This is a genomic window from Micromonospora sp. NPDC049102, from assembly GCF_043197485.1.
Lineage (GTDB): Bacteria > Actinomycetota > Actinomycetes > Mycobacteriales > Micromonosporaceae > Micromonospora.
Map to the genome: position 1 here is coordinate 226,747 of NZ_JBICTE010000006.1, position 15,572 is coordinate 242,318.

Annotated in this window: 11 protein-coding genes and 1 pseudogene; 9 read left to right on the forward strand and 3 right to left on the reverse strand. The window is 73.1% G+C overall.

All coding sequences use genetic code 11. From position 1 onward, the window contains the following. The first annotated feature begins 30 nt into the window (after nucleotides 1-30). A complete protein-coding gene (locus ACGFH9_RS09760) occupies nucleotides 31-597 on the forward strand; it encodes a Trp biosynthesis-associated membrane protein (RefSeq protein WP_393217166.1) in 567 nt (188 codons plus the stop codon). Here the strand turns inward: ACGFH9_RS09760 and ACGFH9_RS09765 are convergent, their stop codons facing one another. Next, entirely contained in the window at nucleotides 598-867 is a 270-nt protein-coding gene (locus tag ACGFH9_RS09765; RefSeq protein ID WP_393217167.1) for a hypothetical protein, read from the reverse strand. It abuts the gene before it with no gap. Between the two features lie 488 nt (nucleotides 868-1,355). On the opposite strand from ACGFH9_RS09765, the gene trpC reads away from it, so the two are divergent. The 5 genes from trpC (at nucleotide 1,356) to ACGFH9_RS09790 (ending at nucleotide 6,993) form a co-directional block, all read left to right on the forward strand. Next, complete coding sequence (trpC, locus tag ACGFH9_RS09770) at nucleotides 1,356-2,159, forward strand: indole-3-glycerol phosphate synthase TrpC (RefSeq protein ID WP_039906616.1); 804 nt, start codon at nucleotides 1,356-1,358, stop codon at nucleotides 2,157-2,159. 36 nt (nucleotides 2,160-2,195) lie between these two features. Next, nucleotides 2,196-3,434, forward strand: a complete 1,239-nt coding sequence (gene trpB, locus ACGFH9_RS09775; RefSeq protein WP_393217168.1) for a tryptophan synthase subunit beta — start codon at nucleotides 2,196-2,198, stop codon at nucleotides 3,432-3,434. A gap of 1 nt (nucleotide 3,435) precedes the next feature. Continuing rightward, nucleotides 3,436-4,239 carry a tryptophan synthase subunit alpha gene (gene trpA / locus ACGFH9_RS09780; protein ID WP_393217169.1) on the forward strand — a complete coding sequence of 268 codons (804 nt, stop codon included), beginning with the start codon at nucleotides 3,436-3,438 and terminating at the stop codon, nucleotides 4,237-4,239. Between the two features lie 312 nt (nucleotides 4,240-4,551). Then, nucleotides 4,552-5,790, forward strand: a complete 1,239-nt coding sequence (gene lgt, locus ACGFH9_RS09785; RefSeq protein ID WP_393217170.1) for a prolipoprotein diacylglyceryl transferase — start codon at nucleotides 4,552-4,554, stop codon at nucleotides 5,788-5,790. A gap of 15 nt (nucleotides 5,791-5,805) precedes the next feature. After that, on the forward strand, nucleotides 5,806-6,993 hold the full coding sequence (locus ACGFH9_RS09790) for an FAD-dependent monooxygenase (RefSeq protein WP_393217171.1): 1,188 nt from the start codon (nucleotides 5,806-5,808) through the stop codon (nucleotides 6,991-6,993). A gap of 67 nt (nucleotides 6,994-7,060) precedes the next feature. Here ACGFH9_RS09790 and ACGFH9_RS09795 read toward each other — a convergent pair whose 3' ends face one another. Further along, complete coding sequence (locus ACGFH9_RS09795) at nucleotides 7,061-7,906, reverse strand: GNAT family N-acetyltransferase (RefSeq protein ID WP_393217172.1); 846 nt, start codon at nucleotides 7,904-7,906, stop codon at nucleotides 7,061-7,063. A gap of 144 nt (nucleotides 7,907-8,050) precedes the next feature. On the opposite strand from ACGFH9_RS09795, the gene gltB reads away from it, so the two are divergent. The 3 genes from gltB to ACGFH9_RS09810 all read left to right on the forward strand — a co-directional run bounded on the left by gltB (nucleotide 8,051) and on the right by ACGFH9_RS09810 (nucleotide 14,946). Next, nucleotides 8,051-12,763: a glutamate synthase large subunit gene (gene gltB / locus ACGFH9_RS09800; protein WP_393217173.1), complete on the forward strand. Its 4,713-nt coding sequence runs from the start codon at nucleotides 8,051-8,053 to the stop codon at nucleotides 12,761-12,763. Then, the gene (locus ACGFH9_RS09805) at nucleotides 12,756-14,291 is read left to right on the forward strand and encodes a glutamate synthase subunit beta (protein ID WP_393217174.1); all 1,536 of its coding nucleotides are present in this window, start codon (nucleotides 12,756-12,758) and stop codon (nucleotides 14,289-14,291) included. The genes gltB and ACGFH9_RS09805 overlap by 8 nt, the downstream gene beginning before the upstream one ends. 115 nt (nucleotides 14,292-14,406) lie before the next feature. Continuing rightward, nucleotides 14,407-14,946 carry a hypothetical protein gene (locus ACGFH9_RS09810; protein ID WP_393217175.1) on the forward strand — a complete coding sequence of 180 codons (540 nt, stop codon included), beginning with the start codon at nucleotides 14,407-14,409 and terminating at the stop codon, nucleotides 14,944-14,946. A 293-nt stretch (nucleotides 14,947-15,239) separates the two neighbouring features. Here ACGFH9_RS09810 and ACGFH9_RS09815 read toward each other — a convergent pair. After that, nucleotides 15,240-15,572: pseudogene (locus ACGFH9_RS09815) on the reverse strand (IS982 family transposase); the annotation flags it as partial.

Below are 15,572 nucleotides of genomic sequence, written 5' to 3' on the forward strand. Positions count from 1 at the left end.
CCCCGCAGTCGCGAACGAAAGGCGGGCTCGGTGAGTGCGAGGGGTCGGCGTGAGCTGACGTACGCGATGCTGCTGTGTCTTGCCGGCGCGGCCCTGGCGCTGTGGGCGGCGACCCGGGGCTGGTCGGTCGAGGTGACCGCGCGGCCGGCGCCGTTGCCGCCGGTGCGCGTGGCCCGCAGCGGTGCCGCCCTGCTGCCGTGGCTGCCGGCGTTGGCGCTGGTGGCGCTGGCCGGCGGCGGCGCGGTGCTGGCGACCCGGGGTCGGGTACGGCGGCTGCTGGGTGTGCTGCTCGGGGCTCTGGGCCTGGCGGTGGCGGCCGGCGCCGCCTACGGGCTGGTGGCCGATCTCGGGGGTGTGGTCAGCCGGCAGTGGCCGGCGCTCTGCCTGGTCGGCGGTCTGCTCGCCGCCCTGGGCGGTGGTTGGACGGCGCTGCGGGGTGGCGGGTGGCCGGCGATGGGCGCCCGGTACGAGCGGCCGGCGCGGACCGTCACGGAGAGTAAACCGACGACGGCTACCGCTGCGGGCCCGATGGCCGGTCGGCGCACCACCGAGGCGTGGGACGCGTTGGACCGGGGTGAGGACCCGACGGCCGGCTGATCAGCCGACCGGCTGCCGATCCCGCTGCGGACGGGTGGCGTCGGCGCGGGCGGCGGTCAGCTCGGCCACCAGGCGGTCCAGCTCGGCGCGTCGGTCGGCGCGGGCCCGGTCGGCGCAGACCGCCTCCCAGGCGTTGCCGCGTGCCGTGCGCATCCGGCCGTCGCCGACGACGGCCCGCTCCAGGGCGTGCACCACCCCGACGGCGAGCGAAGCCATGGTCCGGGAGATGGTGGTCAGTCCGATGCTGGAGTTCGACTCGGCAATGTTCATGGCTCACTCCGCACGAGGAGTTCGGCGACGGTCGGGCAGGCGCTTCGTCGAGTCTGCCCGAGGACGATGGTCGACGGCCGACGTTTCGCCGGGGTGACCGCCCGGTCAACTGTCCCGCCACGCCCGCGACCTGGGACCGGCCGTTCGGCCTTGAGCTTGCTCACAACATCGACCGCTGTCGTTTCCGACGGGCGGCGATCCGCGAGGGGTGGCATGATCGATGGGTCGGCCCGGTCGACCGGAGTCGCCGGGCTCTCGTCGTGTGACGGCGATCGATACCGGAGGTGGCGCTGTGTGACATCCCGTTCACGGCAAGTCGGCCATTATGCCGCAGCCCTTTTCGTGAGCAGCGCCATACCCCCCGGCTCCCGGCCTCGGTCGGCTGCCCCTAGCATCGGCCCATGACACCCGGAGAGGGGAGTCCGTTGGTGACTGCTGAGCATGCGCACGCGGAGGGGGACGAGGCCGGTCAGGCAGCGTCCGTAAGCGTGCTCGACGAGATCCTGGCTGGCGTGCGCGAGGACGTCGCCCGTCGCCAGGAGCAGGTTCCGTTGGAGCGGATCCGTGAACTGGCCGCGGCTGCGCCGCCGCCGCTGGACGCGTACGCGGCGTTGCGTAAGCCTGGCGTCGCGGTCATCGCCGAGGTCAAGCGCTCCTCGCCGTCCAAGGGCCGGCTGGCCGAGATCGCCGATCCGGCCGACCTCGCCGTCGATTACGCGGCGGGCGGCGCGCGGGCCATCAGCGTCCTGACCGAGGGGCGCTGGTTCGGCGGTTCGCTGGACGACCTGGCAGCCGTCCGGGCCGCGGTCACCGTGCCGGTGCTGCGCAAGGACTTCGTGGTCTCCAGCTACCAGGTGCACGAGGCGCGTGCGCACGGCGCCGACCTGGTCCTGCTGATCGTGGCCGCCCTCGAGCAGAACGTGCTGATGGGCCTCCTGGAGCGGATCGAGTCGCTGGGCATGACCGCGCTCGTCGAGGTCCACGACGAGGAGGAGGCCGACCGGGCCCTGGAGGCCGGCGCGCAGGTGATCGGGGTCAACGCCCGTGACCTGCGTACGCTTCAGGTGGACCGGTCGGTGTTCGAGCGGATCGCGCCCGGCCTGCCGAGCAGCGTCGTCAAGATCGCCGAATCCGGCGTGCGGGGGCCGCACGACCTCATCCGGTACGCCTCCGCCGGCGCGGACGCGGTCCTGGTCGGCGAGGGACTGGTCACCCAGAAGAGCCCGCGGGAGGCGGTGGCCGAGTTGGTCAACGCCGGCAACCACCCGGCGACGCCCCGGCCGGTGCGCTGACCGCGCCGGTGTGACGCCCCACCGAGAGGATTTCCGATGAGCGCCGATGCGCTGGCCCCGGTGGCCGGTTCGCAGCCCGACTCCGCCGGCCACTTCGGCCGTTTCGGCGGTCGGTTCGTGCCCGAGGCCCTGGTGGCCGCGCTCGACGAGCTCGACGAAGCGTGGCGTACGGCGATGGCGGACGAGTCCTTCCGGGCCGAGTTCGGCGCCCTGCTGCGCGACTACGCCGGCACGCCGTCGCTGCTCTACGAGGCCCGACGGTTCTCCGCGAAGGTCGGCGCCCGGGTGCTGCTCAAGCGCGAGGACCTCAACCACACCGGCGCGCACAAGGTCCGCAACGTGCTCGGCCAGGCGCTGCTCACCAAGCGGATGGGCAAGACCCGGGTGATCGCCGAGACCGGGGCGGGCCAGCACGGCGTCGCCACCGCGACCGCCGCCGCCCTGTTCGACCTCGAGTGCGTGGTCTACATGGGCGAGGTCGACACCGAGCGGCAGGCGCTCAACGTGGCCCGGATGCGGATGCTCGGCGCCACGGTCGTCCCGGTCACCACCGGCTCGCGCACCCTCAAGGACGCGATGAACGAGGCGATGCGTGACTGGGTGGCGAACGTCGACGCGACCCACTACCTGATCGGCACCGCCGCCGGGCCGCACCCGTTCCCGGCGATGGTGCGGGACTTCGTCCGGGGCATCGGTGACGAGGCCCGCCAGCAGTGCCTCGACCTGACCGGCGCGCTGCCGGACGCGGTCACCGCCTGCGTCGGCGGCGGCTCCAACGCGCTGGGGATCTTCCACGCCTTCGTCGGCGACGAGGACGTGCGGCTGTACGGCTTCGAGGCGGGCGGGGACGGGGTCGACACCGGTCGGCACGCGGCCAGCATCACCGGCGGGTCGGCGGGCGTGCTGCACGGCACCCGCACGTACGTGTTGCAGGACGCCGACGGGCAGACGCTGGAGTCGCACTCGATCTCCGCCGGTCTGGACTACCCGGGCGTGGGGCCCGAGCACGCGTGGCTGCACGACAGTGGCCGGGCCAGCTACCTGCCGGTCACCGACGACGAGGCGATGGCCGCCTTCGAGCTGCTCTGCCGTACCGAGGGCATCATCCCGGCGATCGAGAGCTCCCACGCGCTCGCCGGCACCGTGACGCTGGCCCCGAAGCTCGCCGCCGAGCTGGGCCGGGAGCCCACCATCGTGGTCAACCTCTCCGGTCGGGGCGACAAGGACGTGCACACCGCCGGGGACTACTTCGGCATCCTCGACAAGGAGCGCTGAGATGAGCCGCATCGGGGTGGCGTTCGACAAGGCCCGGGCCGACGGACGGGCCGTGCTGGTGGGCTGCATGCCGGCCGGGTTCCCGACCGTCGACGGCAGCATCGCGGCCATGACGGCGATGGTCGAGGCCGGCGTCGACGTCATCGAGGTGGAGATCCCGTACTCCGATCCGGTGATGGACGGCCCGGTCATCCAGAAGGCCAGCGACATCGCGCTGGCCGGCGGCGTCCGTACGGCCGACGCGCTGCGCATCATCGAGGCGGTCGCGGCGACCGGCGCGCCGGTCGTCACGATGACCTACTGGAACCCCGTCGAGCGGTACGGCGTGGACGTGTTCGCCCGCGACCTGGCCTCCGCCGGCGGCACCGGCCTGATCACGCCGGACCTCATCCCCGACGAGGCGGCCGAGTGGCTGGCCGCCTCGGAGGCCCACGGGCTGGACCGCACCTTCCTGGTGTCGCCGTCGTCCACCGACGCCCGGCTCGCGATGACCGTCGAGCACTGCCGGGGCTTCGTCTACGCCACGGCCGTCATGGGGGTGACCGGCGCGCGTGCGCGTACCTCCGACGCCGCTCCCACGCTCGTGTCCCGCGTCCGTGAGGTCACCGACCTGCCCGTCGGCGTCGGTCTGGGGGTGGGCACCGGCGCGCAGGCCAGCACCGTCGCCGGGTACGCCGACGGAGTGATCGTCGGCAGCGCGCTGGTCCGGTGCGTCCTCGACGCGTCCTCCGAGGCCGAGGGGCTGGCCGCGCTGCGTGCCCTGAGCGCCGAACTGGCCGAGGGCGTCCGCAACCCGGCCCGCTGACCTCACGCCACTGGCCCTGAACCGCTGGCGCGGCGCGCGGCATGAGCGTCGGGCCCGCCTTGCACTGAAGAGCGACATTCCTGTGAGTCATTCATATGACCCACAGGAATGTCGCTCGCTGGTGGATGTGCCCCGGGACGGCGCTGCCAACGACCCGCCGACGGCCGCCGCTGGCCCGGGCGGCGCGAATGCGGCGTTGGGGGGCCGTGCGGGATCGGGCGGTGGAACGACAGGCAAGCAGAAGTCATTCCGATCGCGGCGCGACGGCCCGGGGTGCCGCCGCAGGGGTGCGCAGCGGTAGCGTGTGCACCCGTGACCATCGCCTCGCTGTCCCCCCAGGCGGCCCTGCCCAGTCCCAGCACCGCGGTCTGGCAGCTCGGGCCGGTCCCGATCCGGGCCTACGCGCTGTGCATCATCGCCGGCATCGTGCTGGCCTGCTGGGTGACCGAGCGCCGGATGCGCCAGCGGGGCGTCGCTCCCGGCGCGGTGCTCGACATCGCCGTGTGGGCGGTGCCCGCAGGCATCATCGGCGCCCGGATCTACCACGTGATCACCTCGCCGGAGAAGTACTTCGGGGCCGGTGGCGAGCCGCTGAAGGCGTTCGCCATCTGGGAGGGCGGTCTCGGCATCTGGGGCGCCGTCGCCGGCGGCGCGATCGGCGCCTGGATCGCCGCCCGGCAGCTCGGCATCCCGTTGAGCGTGGTGGCCGACGCGCTGGCCCCCGGGCTGCCGCTGGCCCAGGCGGTCGGCCGGCTCGGCAACTGGTTCAACAACGAGCTGTTCGGTGACCGGACCACGCTGCCCTGGGGCCTGGAGATCCACCGGATGGACCCGGACAACCCGGGGCACGCGCTGCGGGACGACGCCGGCCAGCCGATCCTCGAACCCGGCCTCTTCCACCCGACGTTCCTCTACGAGGCGCTGTGGAACCTCGGCGTGGTCGCGCTGGTCCTCGTCCTGGACCGGCGGCTGCGGCTCGGGCGGGGCCGGGCTTTCGCGCTGTACGTGATGGGCTACACCGCCGGCCGGTTCTGGATCGAGCTGATGCGCACCGACGAGGCGAACCACATCTTCGGCGTACGGCTCAACGTCTGGACCGCGGCCCTGGTCTTCCTCGGCGCGCTGGCCTACTTCGTGCGGGTCCGCGGCCCCCGGGAGTTCCTGATCCCGGTCGGCGCGGCGGCCACCCCCACGCTGCCCACGACGTCCGATCTGTCCCAGGTCGACCTCTCCGAGCACGAGAGCAGCGCGCGTGCCGCCGCCCCGGACGGTTACCGGGTGGTCAGCGAGGAGCAGTACGAGACCTGGCGGGACACCGGTGTGGCACCGCCGGAAACGGCCGACGAGGTACGCCGCGACGGCGCCGAGCCGCTCGACGACGAGGCGGCACCCCACGAGGCGGCACCCCACGAGGCGGCACCCCACGAGGCGGGCGACGACGAGACCGCCGACGGCGACCGCGCCGACGGGCCGACGGACGGTACGCCCGAGGCACGCGACGAGGCCCGGGCCGACGCCACCGGCGCGCGCCCGGCCGACCGGGACAGCTGAGCGGAGGCGGCACCGATGCGAAGCGCGGTGGTGGTCGGCGCCGGGGTCGGAGGCCTCGCGGTCGCCGGCGCGCTGGCCCGGTCCGGGTGGCAGGTCACCCTGCTGGACCGCGCGGAGCGGGTCCGTCCCGAGCCGACCGCCGTGGTGCTCTGGCCCAACGGTGTCCGCGCGTTGCAGGCCCTCGGTCTCGGCGCCGGTCTGGCCGCCATCGCCACGCCGTTGCCCGACGGCGGGGTACGCCGCCCGGACGGGCACTGGCTCGTACAGCCCCGGCCGACGCCGGCCGACCGGATGCCGGTGGTGGTGCACCGGGAGGACCTGCACGACGCCCTGATCGCCGGCCTCGGTGACCGGGTCGAGTTGCGCACCGGGGTGACCGTGCGCCACGTTCGCGTCGATCCGGGTGAACGGCCGGGCGTGAACGACGGGCGGCACACCATCGAGGCCGACCTGGTCGTCGCCGCGGACGGCACGGACAGCGTCGTCCGTCGCCAACTGGCCCCGGAGGCGGGCGTGGTCAGCTCCGGCTGCGCCGCCTGGCGGGCCGTCATCCCCTGGTACCGGGCACCCCGGCTACCCGCCGACCAGCCCATCGCCGGCGAGGTGCTGGGCGCGGGCTACCGCTTCGTGGCCGCCTCGTTGGGCGAGCGGGGTTCCTCGGGCGGCTCCACGCGCGGCGGTATCTACTGGGTGGCCACCGCCGCCGGCGCTCCCCGACCGGAGCCGCCGGAGACCCAGCTCGCTCTCCTGCGCCGCTGGTACGCCGGCTGGCCCGCGCCGATCGCCGCGCTACTCGACGCCACCGACCCGAGCGACCTCGTCCAGCAGGAGGTCCGCGAACTCCGTCCGCTGCCGCGCGCCTACGGCTTCGGAGTCGGGCCGGGTGGGGTGGTGCTGCTCGGGGACGCGGCGCACGCCATGCCGCCGCACCTCGGGCAGGGCGCGTGTCTCGCGTTCGAGGACGCCGCCACCCTCGCCTCACTGTTGCGCGAGGCCCGGCTGCCCGACGCCGTGCAGACGTACGACCGGGTGCGTCGTCCCCGGGCGGCGACAGTGGTCCGGCAGACCCGCCGCATGTCCGCGGTGCTCCAGACCCGGGGCCGGTTGGCACTGCGGGCCCGCGACGCCGCCCTCGGCACGATCAACTCGCGGCTGCTCTCCAGCGCCGCCGCGTCCGCCGCCCAGTGGCGTCCGCCGGCCTGACCGGTCGCGCGGTTCAGGGCCTCAGCGCGGTTGAGGGCCTCAGCGCGATCGAGGGCCTCAGCGCGGTTCAGGGGATCAGGGCGGCGGGTTCGGCGATGCAGGCGGTGCCGATGCGGCGGAAACCGACCCGCAGGTAGACCCGGGCGATGTCCTCGCTGCCCGCGGAGAGGAAGACGACCCCGGTGCCGGCGGCGAGCAGTTCCCGGGCGAGAGTGGCGGTCAGCGCGGCGCCCATCCCGCGACGTCGGGCGGCCGGCAGGGTGGCCACCCCGGCGATCTCCGCGACGTCGTCCACGCGCATCGCCATGCCGCTGGCCAGCGCGCCCTCCGTCGGCGTGCCGGCCAGCGCCGAGATCCGTCGGCCGTCGGCGATGCGGGCCCGCTCCTCGTCCAGTGCCGCGAGTTCCAGCTCGGTGACCGCCGCGTCCCGTTGGGCCGGCCCGGCCTCGCCGGGCGCGGTGCCGGGGACGCCGAAGGCCACGGCCGCCACGGCCCGCCGGGCGGCCACGTCCGCGGCGAAGTCGGGCGAGTCGGCGGCCAGCACCCGCACGGGTACGTCGGAGAGCGTCGCCGGGTCGGGCAGGGCGGCCGGGTCGAGGACCATCAGCGGGGCCTCCAGCACGGACAAACCGGCCGAACGGGCCACCGCCAGCAGCTCCGGGGTCGTCTCGTGCACCCACTCGAAGGCCTCCGGCAGGCCCAGCTCCCGCTGGCGTTCGCGGACCGAGGTCACGTCGGCCAGCGACGGCGTCTCGGTGGCGCCGATCCGGGGGCGGGCGTAGAACGGCCAACCCGCGCCGCCACGGACGAACAGCACCAGCGAGCCATGCTCCTCGACACCGGCGACGTCCCGGGGCACCGAGTCGTAGAAACGTTCCAACCGGTCGAAGACGTCCTTGCGCACCGAATCCACCGCGCGAGACTACACGTCCCAGACTCTGGACGGTGTGATCAATCTTGAGTGGCCTTGCGACCCTAGCCCTAACGTAGACTCAATAGACCCACGGGCCGACGTCGTCCCCACCATGATCCAACCTGAGTGACGACAGGAGGCCCGGTGGCTCAGCCGTACGCGGATTCGACACAGCCGCACCCGCACAGCCCGCAAGCGTCCCCGACGCCCGGCCCCCGCCCTGAGGCCCAGGGCCTCTACGACCCGGCGCAGGAGCACGACGCCTGCGGGGTGGCCTTCGTGGCTGACCTGTACGGCCGCCGGTCCCATTCCGTCGTGGCCAACGGGCTCGGTGCCCTCTGCCGCCTGGACCATCGTGGCGCCCGGGGCGCGGAGCCCAACACCGGCGACGGCGCCGGCATCATGATCCAGGTGCCGGACGCGTTCCTGCGTGCGGTCGCCGACGTCCCGCTGCCGCCGGCCGGCGAGTACGCCACCGGTCTGGTCTTCCTCCCGGACGACGACGCCGCCGAGGCCCGCGCCCGTCGGGTGGTCGAGAAGTACGCGCTGGTCGAGGGCGCGGACCTGCTCGGCTGGCGGGACGTGCCGGTCGAGCCGGAAGGGCTCGGCGAGACCGCCCTCGCGGCCATGCCGCGGGTCCGGCAGGTCTTCGTGGCCGCCCACCGCCTCACCGACTCGCCCGCCGGGCCGGCCGGCACCCCGCTGCGCGGCGTCGAGTTGGACCGGGTGGCGTTCTGCCTGCGGAAGCAGGCCGAGCGGGAGACCGCCGAGCGCGGCGTACCGGCGTACTTCCCGTCGCTGTCCAGCCGCACCATGGTCTACAAGGGCATGCTCACGCCCGACCAGCTGCCGGCGTTCTACCCCGACCTGCGTGACGAGCGCGTCGACAGCGCGATCGCCCTGGTGCACTCCCGCTTCTCCACGAACACGTTCCCGTCGTGGCCGCTGGCGCACCCGTACCGGTTCATCGCCCACAACGGCGAGATCAACACGATCCGTGGCAACCGGAACTGGATGCAGGCCCGCGAGGCGCTGCTGCGCTCGCCGAACGTGCCAGGCAACATCCGCCGGGTCTTCCCGGTCTGCACCCCCGCCGCCTCCGACTCGGCCAACTTCGACGAGGTGCTGGAGCTGCTGCACCTGGCGGGCCGGAGCCTGCCGCACGCGGTGCTGATGATGATCCCCGAGGCGTGGGAGAACGACCCCGGCATGCAGCCGGACAAGCGGGCGTTCTACCGCTTCCACGCGAGCCTCATGGAGCCGTGGGACGGGCCGGCGTCGGTCGCCTTCACCGACGGCGAGATCGTCGGCGCGGTGCTGGACCGCAACGGGCTGCGCCCGGGGCGTTGGTGGCAGACCGACGACGGTCTCGTCGTGCTGGGCTCCGAGGCGGGCGTACTCGACCTCGACCCGGCCCACGTGGTCGCCAAGGGCCGCCTCCAGCCGGGCAGGATGTTCCTGGTCGACACCGTGGCCGGCCGCATCGTGCACGACGACGAGATCAAGTCCGAGTTGGCCGCCGCCGAGCCGTACGCCGAGTGGCTGCACGCCGGGCTGATCGAGCTGGACGACCTGCCGGCCCGCGAGCACACCGTCTACACCCACGACTCGGTACGTCGTCGCCAGCAGGCCTTCGGCTACACGCAGGAGGAGCTGAAGATCCTGCTCGCGCCGATGGCGCGTACCGGCGCGGAGCCGTTGGGCTCGATGGGCACCGACACCCCGATCGCGCCGCTGTCGACCCGCCCGCGACTGCTCTACGACTACTTCCACCAGCTCTTCGCGCAGGTCACCAACCCGCCGCTGGACGCCATCCGCGAGGAGCTGGTGACCAGCCTGGCGTCGACGATCGGGCCGGAGGGCAACCTGCTCGACCCGAACGCGGCGAGCTGCCGGCAGATCGTGCTGCCGCACCCGATCATCGACAACGACGAGCTGGCCAAGATCCTCTCCATCGACGAGGACGGTGACCTGCCCGGCTTCAAGGCCGTCCGGGTCTCCGGCCTGTACCGCGTCCGGGAGGGCGCTGCGGGGATCAAGGCGCGGCTGATCGAGATCTGCCGGCACGTCTCCGAGGCCATCGAGGACGGCGTCCGCATCCTGGTGCTCTCCGACCGGGACACCAACGCCGATCTCGCGCCGATCCCGTCACTGCTGCTCACCGCCGCCGTGCACCAGCACCTGGTCCGCGAGCAGACGCGTACGCAGGCGGCGTTGATCGTGGAGTCCGGCGACTGCCGGGAGGTGCACCACGCGGCGGTCCTCATCGGGTACGGCGCGGCGGCGGTCAACCCGTACCTGGCGTTCGAGTCCGTGGAGGACATGATCGCCACTGGTGCGCTCGCCGGGGTCGAGCCGGCCGCGGCGGTGCGCAACTACGCCAAGGCGCTCGGCAAGGGCGTCCTGAAGATCATGTCCAAGATGGGCATCTCGACGGTCTCGTCGTACTGCGGCGCGCAGGTCTTCGAGGCGGTCGGCCTGGACAGTCGACTCATCGACAGGTACTTCCGGGGCACTCCGAGCCGGATCGGCGGCGTCGGGCTGGCCGGTGTGCACACCGAGGTGGCCGCCCGGCACGCGCTGGCCTGGCCGCCGGCCGGCACCGCCGACTCGGACCGGCTGGAGGTCGGTGGCGAGTACCAGTGGCGTCGCGAGGGTGAGCTGCACCTGTTCAACCCGGAGACGGTCTTCCTGCTGCAACACGCCACCCGCAGCCGGCAGTACGACGTCTTCCGCCAGTACACGTCCAAGGTGGACGGGCTCGCCGCGCAGGCCGGCTCGCTGCGGGGTCTGTTCACCCTGCGCACCGGGGTCCGTCCGCCGGTGCCGATCGAGGAGGTCGAGCCGGCCTCCGAGATCGTCAAGCGGTTCGCCACCGGCGCCATGTCGTACGGCTCGATCTCCGCCGAGGCGCACGAGACGCTCGCCATCGCGATGAACCGCCTCGGCGGCAAGTCCAACACCGGTGAGGGCGGCGAGGACGTCGATCGGCTGCACGACCCGCTGCGCCGCTCCTCGGTCAAGCAGATCGCCAGCGGCCGGTTCGGTGTCACCAGCGAATACCTGGTCAACGCCGACGACCTTCAGATCAAGATGGCCCAGGGCGCGAAGCCCGGCGAGGGCGGCCAGCTTCCCGGTAACAAGGTCTGGCCGTGGATCGCCCGTACCCGGCACGCCACCCCCGGCGTCGGCCTCATCTCCCCGCCGCCGCACCACGACATCTACTCCATCGAGGACCTGGCCCAGCTCGTGCACGACCTGAAGTGCGTCAACCCGGCGGCCCGGGTGCACGTCAAGCTGGTCAGCGAGGTGGGCGTCGGCACCGTCGCCGCGGGCGTGGCCAAGCTCAAGGCCGACGTCATCCTGATCTCCGGTCACGACGGCGGCACGGGTGCGTCCCCGATGAACTCGCTCAAGCACGCCGGCACCCCCTGGGAGTTGGGGCTGGCCGAGGCGCAGCAGACGCTGCTGCTCAACAAGCTGCGCGACCGGGTCACCGTGCAGGTCGACGGCCAGCTCAAGACCGGTCGGGACGTCCTGGTCGCGGCGCTGCTCGGCGCGGAGGAGTTCGGTTTCGCGACCGCGCCGCTGATCGTCTCGGGCTGCGTGATGATGCGGGTCTGCCACCTGGACACCTGTCCGGTCGGCATCGCCACCCAGAACCCGGTGCTGCGCGAGCGGTACACGGGCACCCCGGAGTTCGTCGAGAACTTCTTCCTGTTCCTCGCCGAGGAGGTCCGGGGATACCTGGCCGAGCTGGGTCTGCGGTCCATCGAGGAGGCCATCGGGCAGAGCGAACTGCTCGACGTGGCCCCGGCGGTGTCGCACTGGAAGGCGCACGGGCTCGACCTGGCCCCCGTCCTGCACCTGCCGGAGCTGCCCGCCGGCACCGCCCGACGCGGGGTACGCGCCCAGGACCACGGTCTGGAGCACGCCCTGGACAACGAGCTGATCGCGCTGGCCGCCCCGGCGCTGTCCGAGGGAGCGCCGGTCCGGGTCGAGGTGGCGGTGCGCAACGAGCACCGCAGCGTCGGCGCGATGCTCGGCGGCGAGGTGACCCGCCGCTTCGGCGGCGACGGCCTTCCCGAGGACACCATCGAGTTCGTGCTGCACGGCACCGCAGGCCAGTCGTTCGGCGCGTTCCTGCCGAAGGGCGTCACCCTGCGGCTGCACGGCGACGCCAACGACTACGTGGGCAAGGGCCTCTCCGGTGGGCGCATCGTCGTCCGTCCAGACGCCGCCGCGCCGTTCCTGGACCCCGACGCCGAGCCGGGGCAGCGCGCGGAGGACCAGATCATCGCGGGCAACACCATCCTCTACGGCGCGACCGCGGGCGAGGTCTTCCTGCGTGGCCGGGTGGGGGAGCGCTTCGCGGTCCGCAACTCCGGGGCGGTCGCCGTCGTCGAGGGCGTCGGCGACCACGGCTGCGAGTACATGACGGGCGGCACCGTGGTGGTGCTCGGCGCGACCGGCCGTAACTTCGCCGCCGGCATGTCGGGCGGAATGGCGTTCGTGCACCGGTTGGACCGGTCCCGGGTCAACGCGGAGCTGGTCGACCTGGCGCCGCTGCGTGAGCAGGAGCAGACGCTGCTGCACGAGCTGGTCCAGCGGCACGTCGCCGAGACTGGTTCGGCGGTCGCCGAGGAGCTGCTCAAGCGCTGGCCGGAGGCGGTGGCCGAGTTCACCGCCGTGGTGCCCCGCGACTACCGCCGGGTGCTGGAGATCATGAAGGCCGCCGAAGCCGCCGGCCACGACGTCGACGACGCGGTCATGAAAGAACTGGCCGCGCCGGCTGTGCCGGAGATGCCGGTGCCGCCCGCTCCGCGGGTGGCGGCCCAGGAGGTGGCTCGTGCCTGACCCGAACGGTTTCCTGCGCTACGACCGGCGGTTGCCGGCCCGCCGCCCGGTGCCGGTGCGGATCAGCGACTGGCGCGAGGTCTACCCGCCGGCCGGCGAGGAGCTGGTCCGCGAGCAGGCCACCCGCTGCATGGACTGCGGCATCCCGTTCTGCCACGACGGCTGCCCGCTGGGCAACCGCATCCCGGACTGGAACGACCTGGTGCGGACCGGCAACTGGGACGCCGCCGTGGAGTCCCTGCACGCCACCAACAACTTCCCGGAGTTCACCGGCCGACTCTGCCCGGCACCCTGCGAGGCGGCGTGCGTCCTCGGCATCGCCGGCGGTCAGCCGGTGACGATCAAGCAGGTCGAGGTGGAGATCGCCGACGCCGCGGCGGCGCGCGGGTTCACCCCCCGCGCGGTTCCGTCGCCGTCGGGCCGCTCGGTGGCCGTGGTCGGCTCCGGGCCCGCCGGTCTCGCCGCCGCCCAGCAGCTCGCCCGCGCCGGTCACGCCGTGACGGTGTACGAGCGTGACGACGCGATCGGCGGCCTGCTCCGGTACGGCATCCCCGACTTCAAGTTGGAGAAGCGGCACATCGACGCCCGGTTGGCGCAGCTCACCGCCGAGGGGGTGCAGTTCCGCACGGGCGTGAACGTCGGTGTCGACATCACCGCCGAGCAGTTGCGCGCCGAGCACGACGCGGTGCTGCTGGCCTGTGGGGCGTTGCAGGGCCGGGACACTCCGGAGACCCCGGGGCGGGCGCTTCGGGGCGTACACCAGGCGATGGCGCACCTGGTCGCGGCGAATCGGGCGGTCGCCACCGCGGCCATCGACGAGGCCGGCGTGGTGCCCACCGACGAGCGCCGGCTGGCCCGGGCGGTGCTGCCCGACGGCACCCCGATCGACGCGGCCGGCAAGCACGTCGTGATCATCGGTGGCGGCGACACGGCTGCCGACTGCCTCGGCGTCGCGCACCGGCAGGGCGCTGCGGGCGTACACCAGCTCGACCTGTACCCGCAGCCGCCGCAGGAGCGCGACGAGGCGCGGGACCCGTGGCCCACGTGGCCGTGGCTCCTGCGCAGTTACCCGGCGCACGAGGAGGGCGGCGAGCGCGTCTTCGCCGTCGCGGTGCAGGAGTTCGTGGACGACGGCACCGGTCAGGTGCGTGCGGTGCGGATCGCCGAGGTGACGGTGGAGAAGGTCGACGGCCGACGGGTCGTCACCGCTGTGCCGGGTTCCGAACGGGAGCTGCCCGCCGACCTGGTGCTGCTGGCGATCGGCTTCGAGGGCACCGAGCAGCAGCCGCTGCTGGAGCAGTTCGGGGTGGCCCGCAACCCCCGGGGCGCGATCGACGCCCGGGACGACTGGCAGACCGACGCCGACGGCGTGTTCGTCGCCGGGGACATGCACCGGGGCGCCTCGCTGATCGTCTGGGCCATCGCCGAGGGGCGCGCGGTGGCCGCCGCGATCCACGGCTACCTGGGCGGTGTCGGCGCGCTGCCGGCACCGGTCGGCCCGGCCGCGCAGCCGCTCGCCGTCCGCTGAGATCGTCCGGTCGGCGCGGCGGACAACCGTCGCGCCGACCGGAGGACGAGGCACTGAGACTGCGGTCACCGAATCCGGGACCGGCCGTCACGAAGATCATCGTTACGCTGCGATCATGGACAACGAGGAGCGGTTGCGGCGTACCCGTCGCTGGCTGTGGATCGTGCTGATCGGCCTGTTCCTGAGCGGCGTCACCGCGTTTCCGCTGGAGATCGAGGTGCGCTGGTTGCTGCGCGCGCTGGACCCGCTCGCCGGTCAGTTCCCGGCGCTGGTCGGCTGGATCGATCGGGTCCACACGGGACTCGTGACCGCGGACCGGGACTACCCGTTCCTGCTCTACGGCACCGACTGGCTGGCCTTCGCCCACCTGGTGCTGGCGGTGGCGTTCTGGGGGCCGCTGCGTGACCCGGTGCGCAACGTCTGGGTGGTGCAGTTCGGCATGATCGCCTGCGCGGGGATCGTCCCGTTGGCACTGATCTGCGGCCCGATCCGGGACATCCCCTGGTTCTGGACGCTGGTCGACCTGTCCTTCGCGGTCGGGGCGTTCCCACCGCTCTGGTTCGCCTACCGGCACATCCGCGCCGTCGAGGCGAGCACGGCCACGGCGGCGGGGCCCCCGGCGACCGTGGGCCGCTCGGTGACGCCGGCGTCCTGAGCCGCCCGCCTGAATCCGGTCGCTGGCGACGACTCCGGCCCGGGCCAGCCTCCTCACGCGCGTCCTTTGCTCTGCTTCACTCCACGCAACACCGCACGTCCGATAGTCGGACAACCGGTGTTGCGTCAGTTGAAGCAGAGCAAAGGACGCGCCTGGGGGAGGGGCGACAGGCGCAGCGGTGGTAGGTGGGATCGCTGCGGCGGGACCAGCGAGGGTCGCGGAAAGGCCCGCCGCCTGGGCGACGGGCCTTTCCGGGTGACGACTGCCGCTAGACGAGTAAGTCCGAAGTCTGGTCAGTGGTCGTAGGCGATCAGGGACCTGGTCACGGGTTGGCCGGTGGTCCGGTTATGCCAGATCGCGGCGGTCATCGCGAGGAGGCGTTGCGCGACGCGTGCGGTGACGCCTTCGATGCTGCGTCCGCCGTGTAGTTCGAGGTCGAGTTGGCCCTTCAACGTGTCGTTGACGGACTCGATGAGCTGCCGGATCGGTTTCAGTAAGTGCTCGTCCGGGCGTGGGGCCCGGTTGCGGTACGACGGTCTGAGCAATCGGACCCCACGCTCTGCCAGCCACCGGTCCAGCTCCGCGGACACGTATCCCTTGTCCGCGACGATCAGCAGGCCGGGACG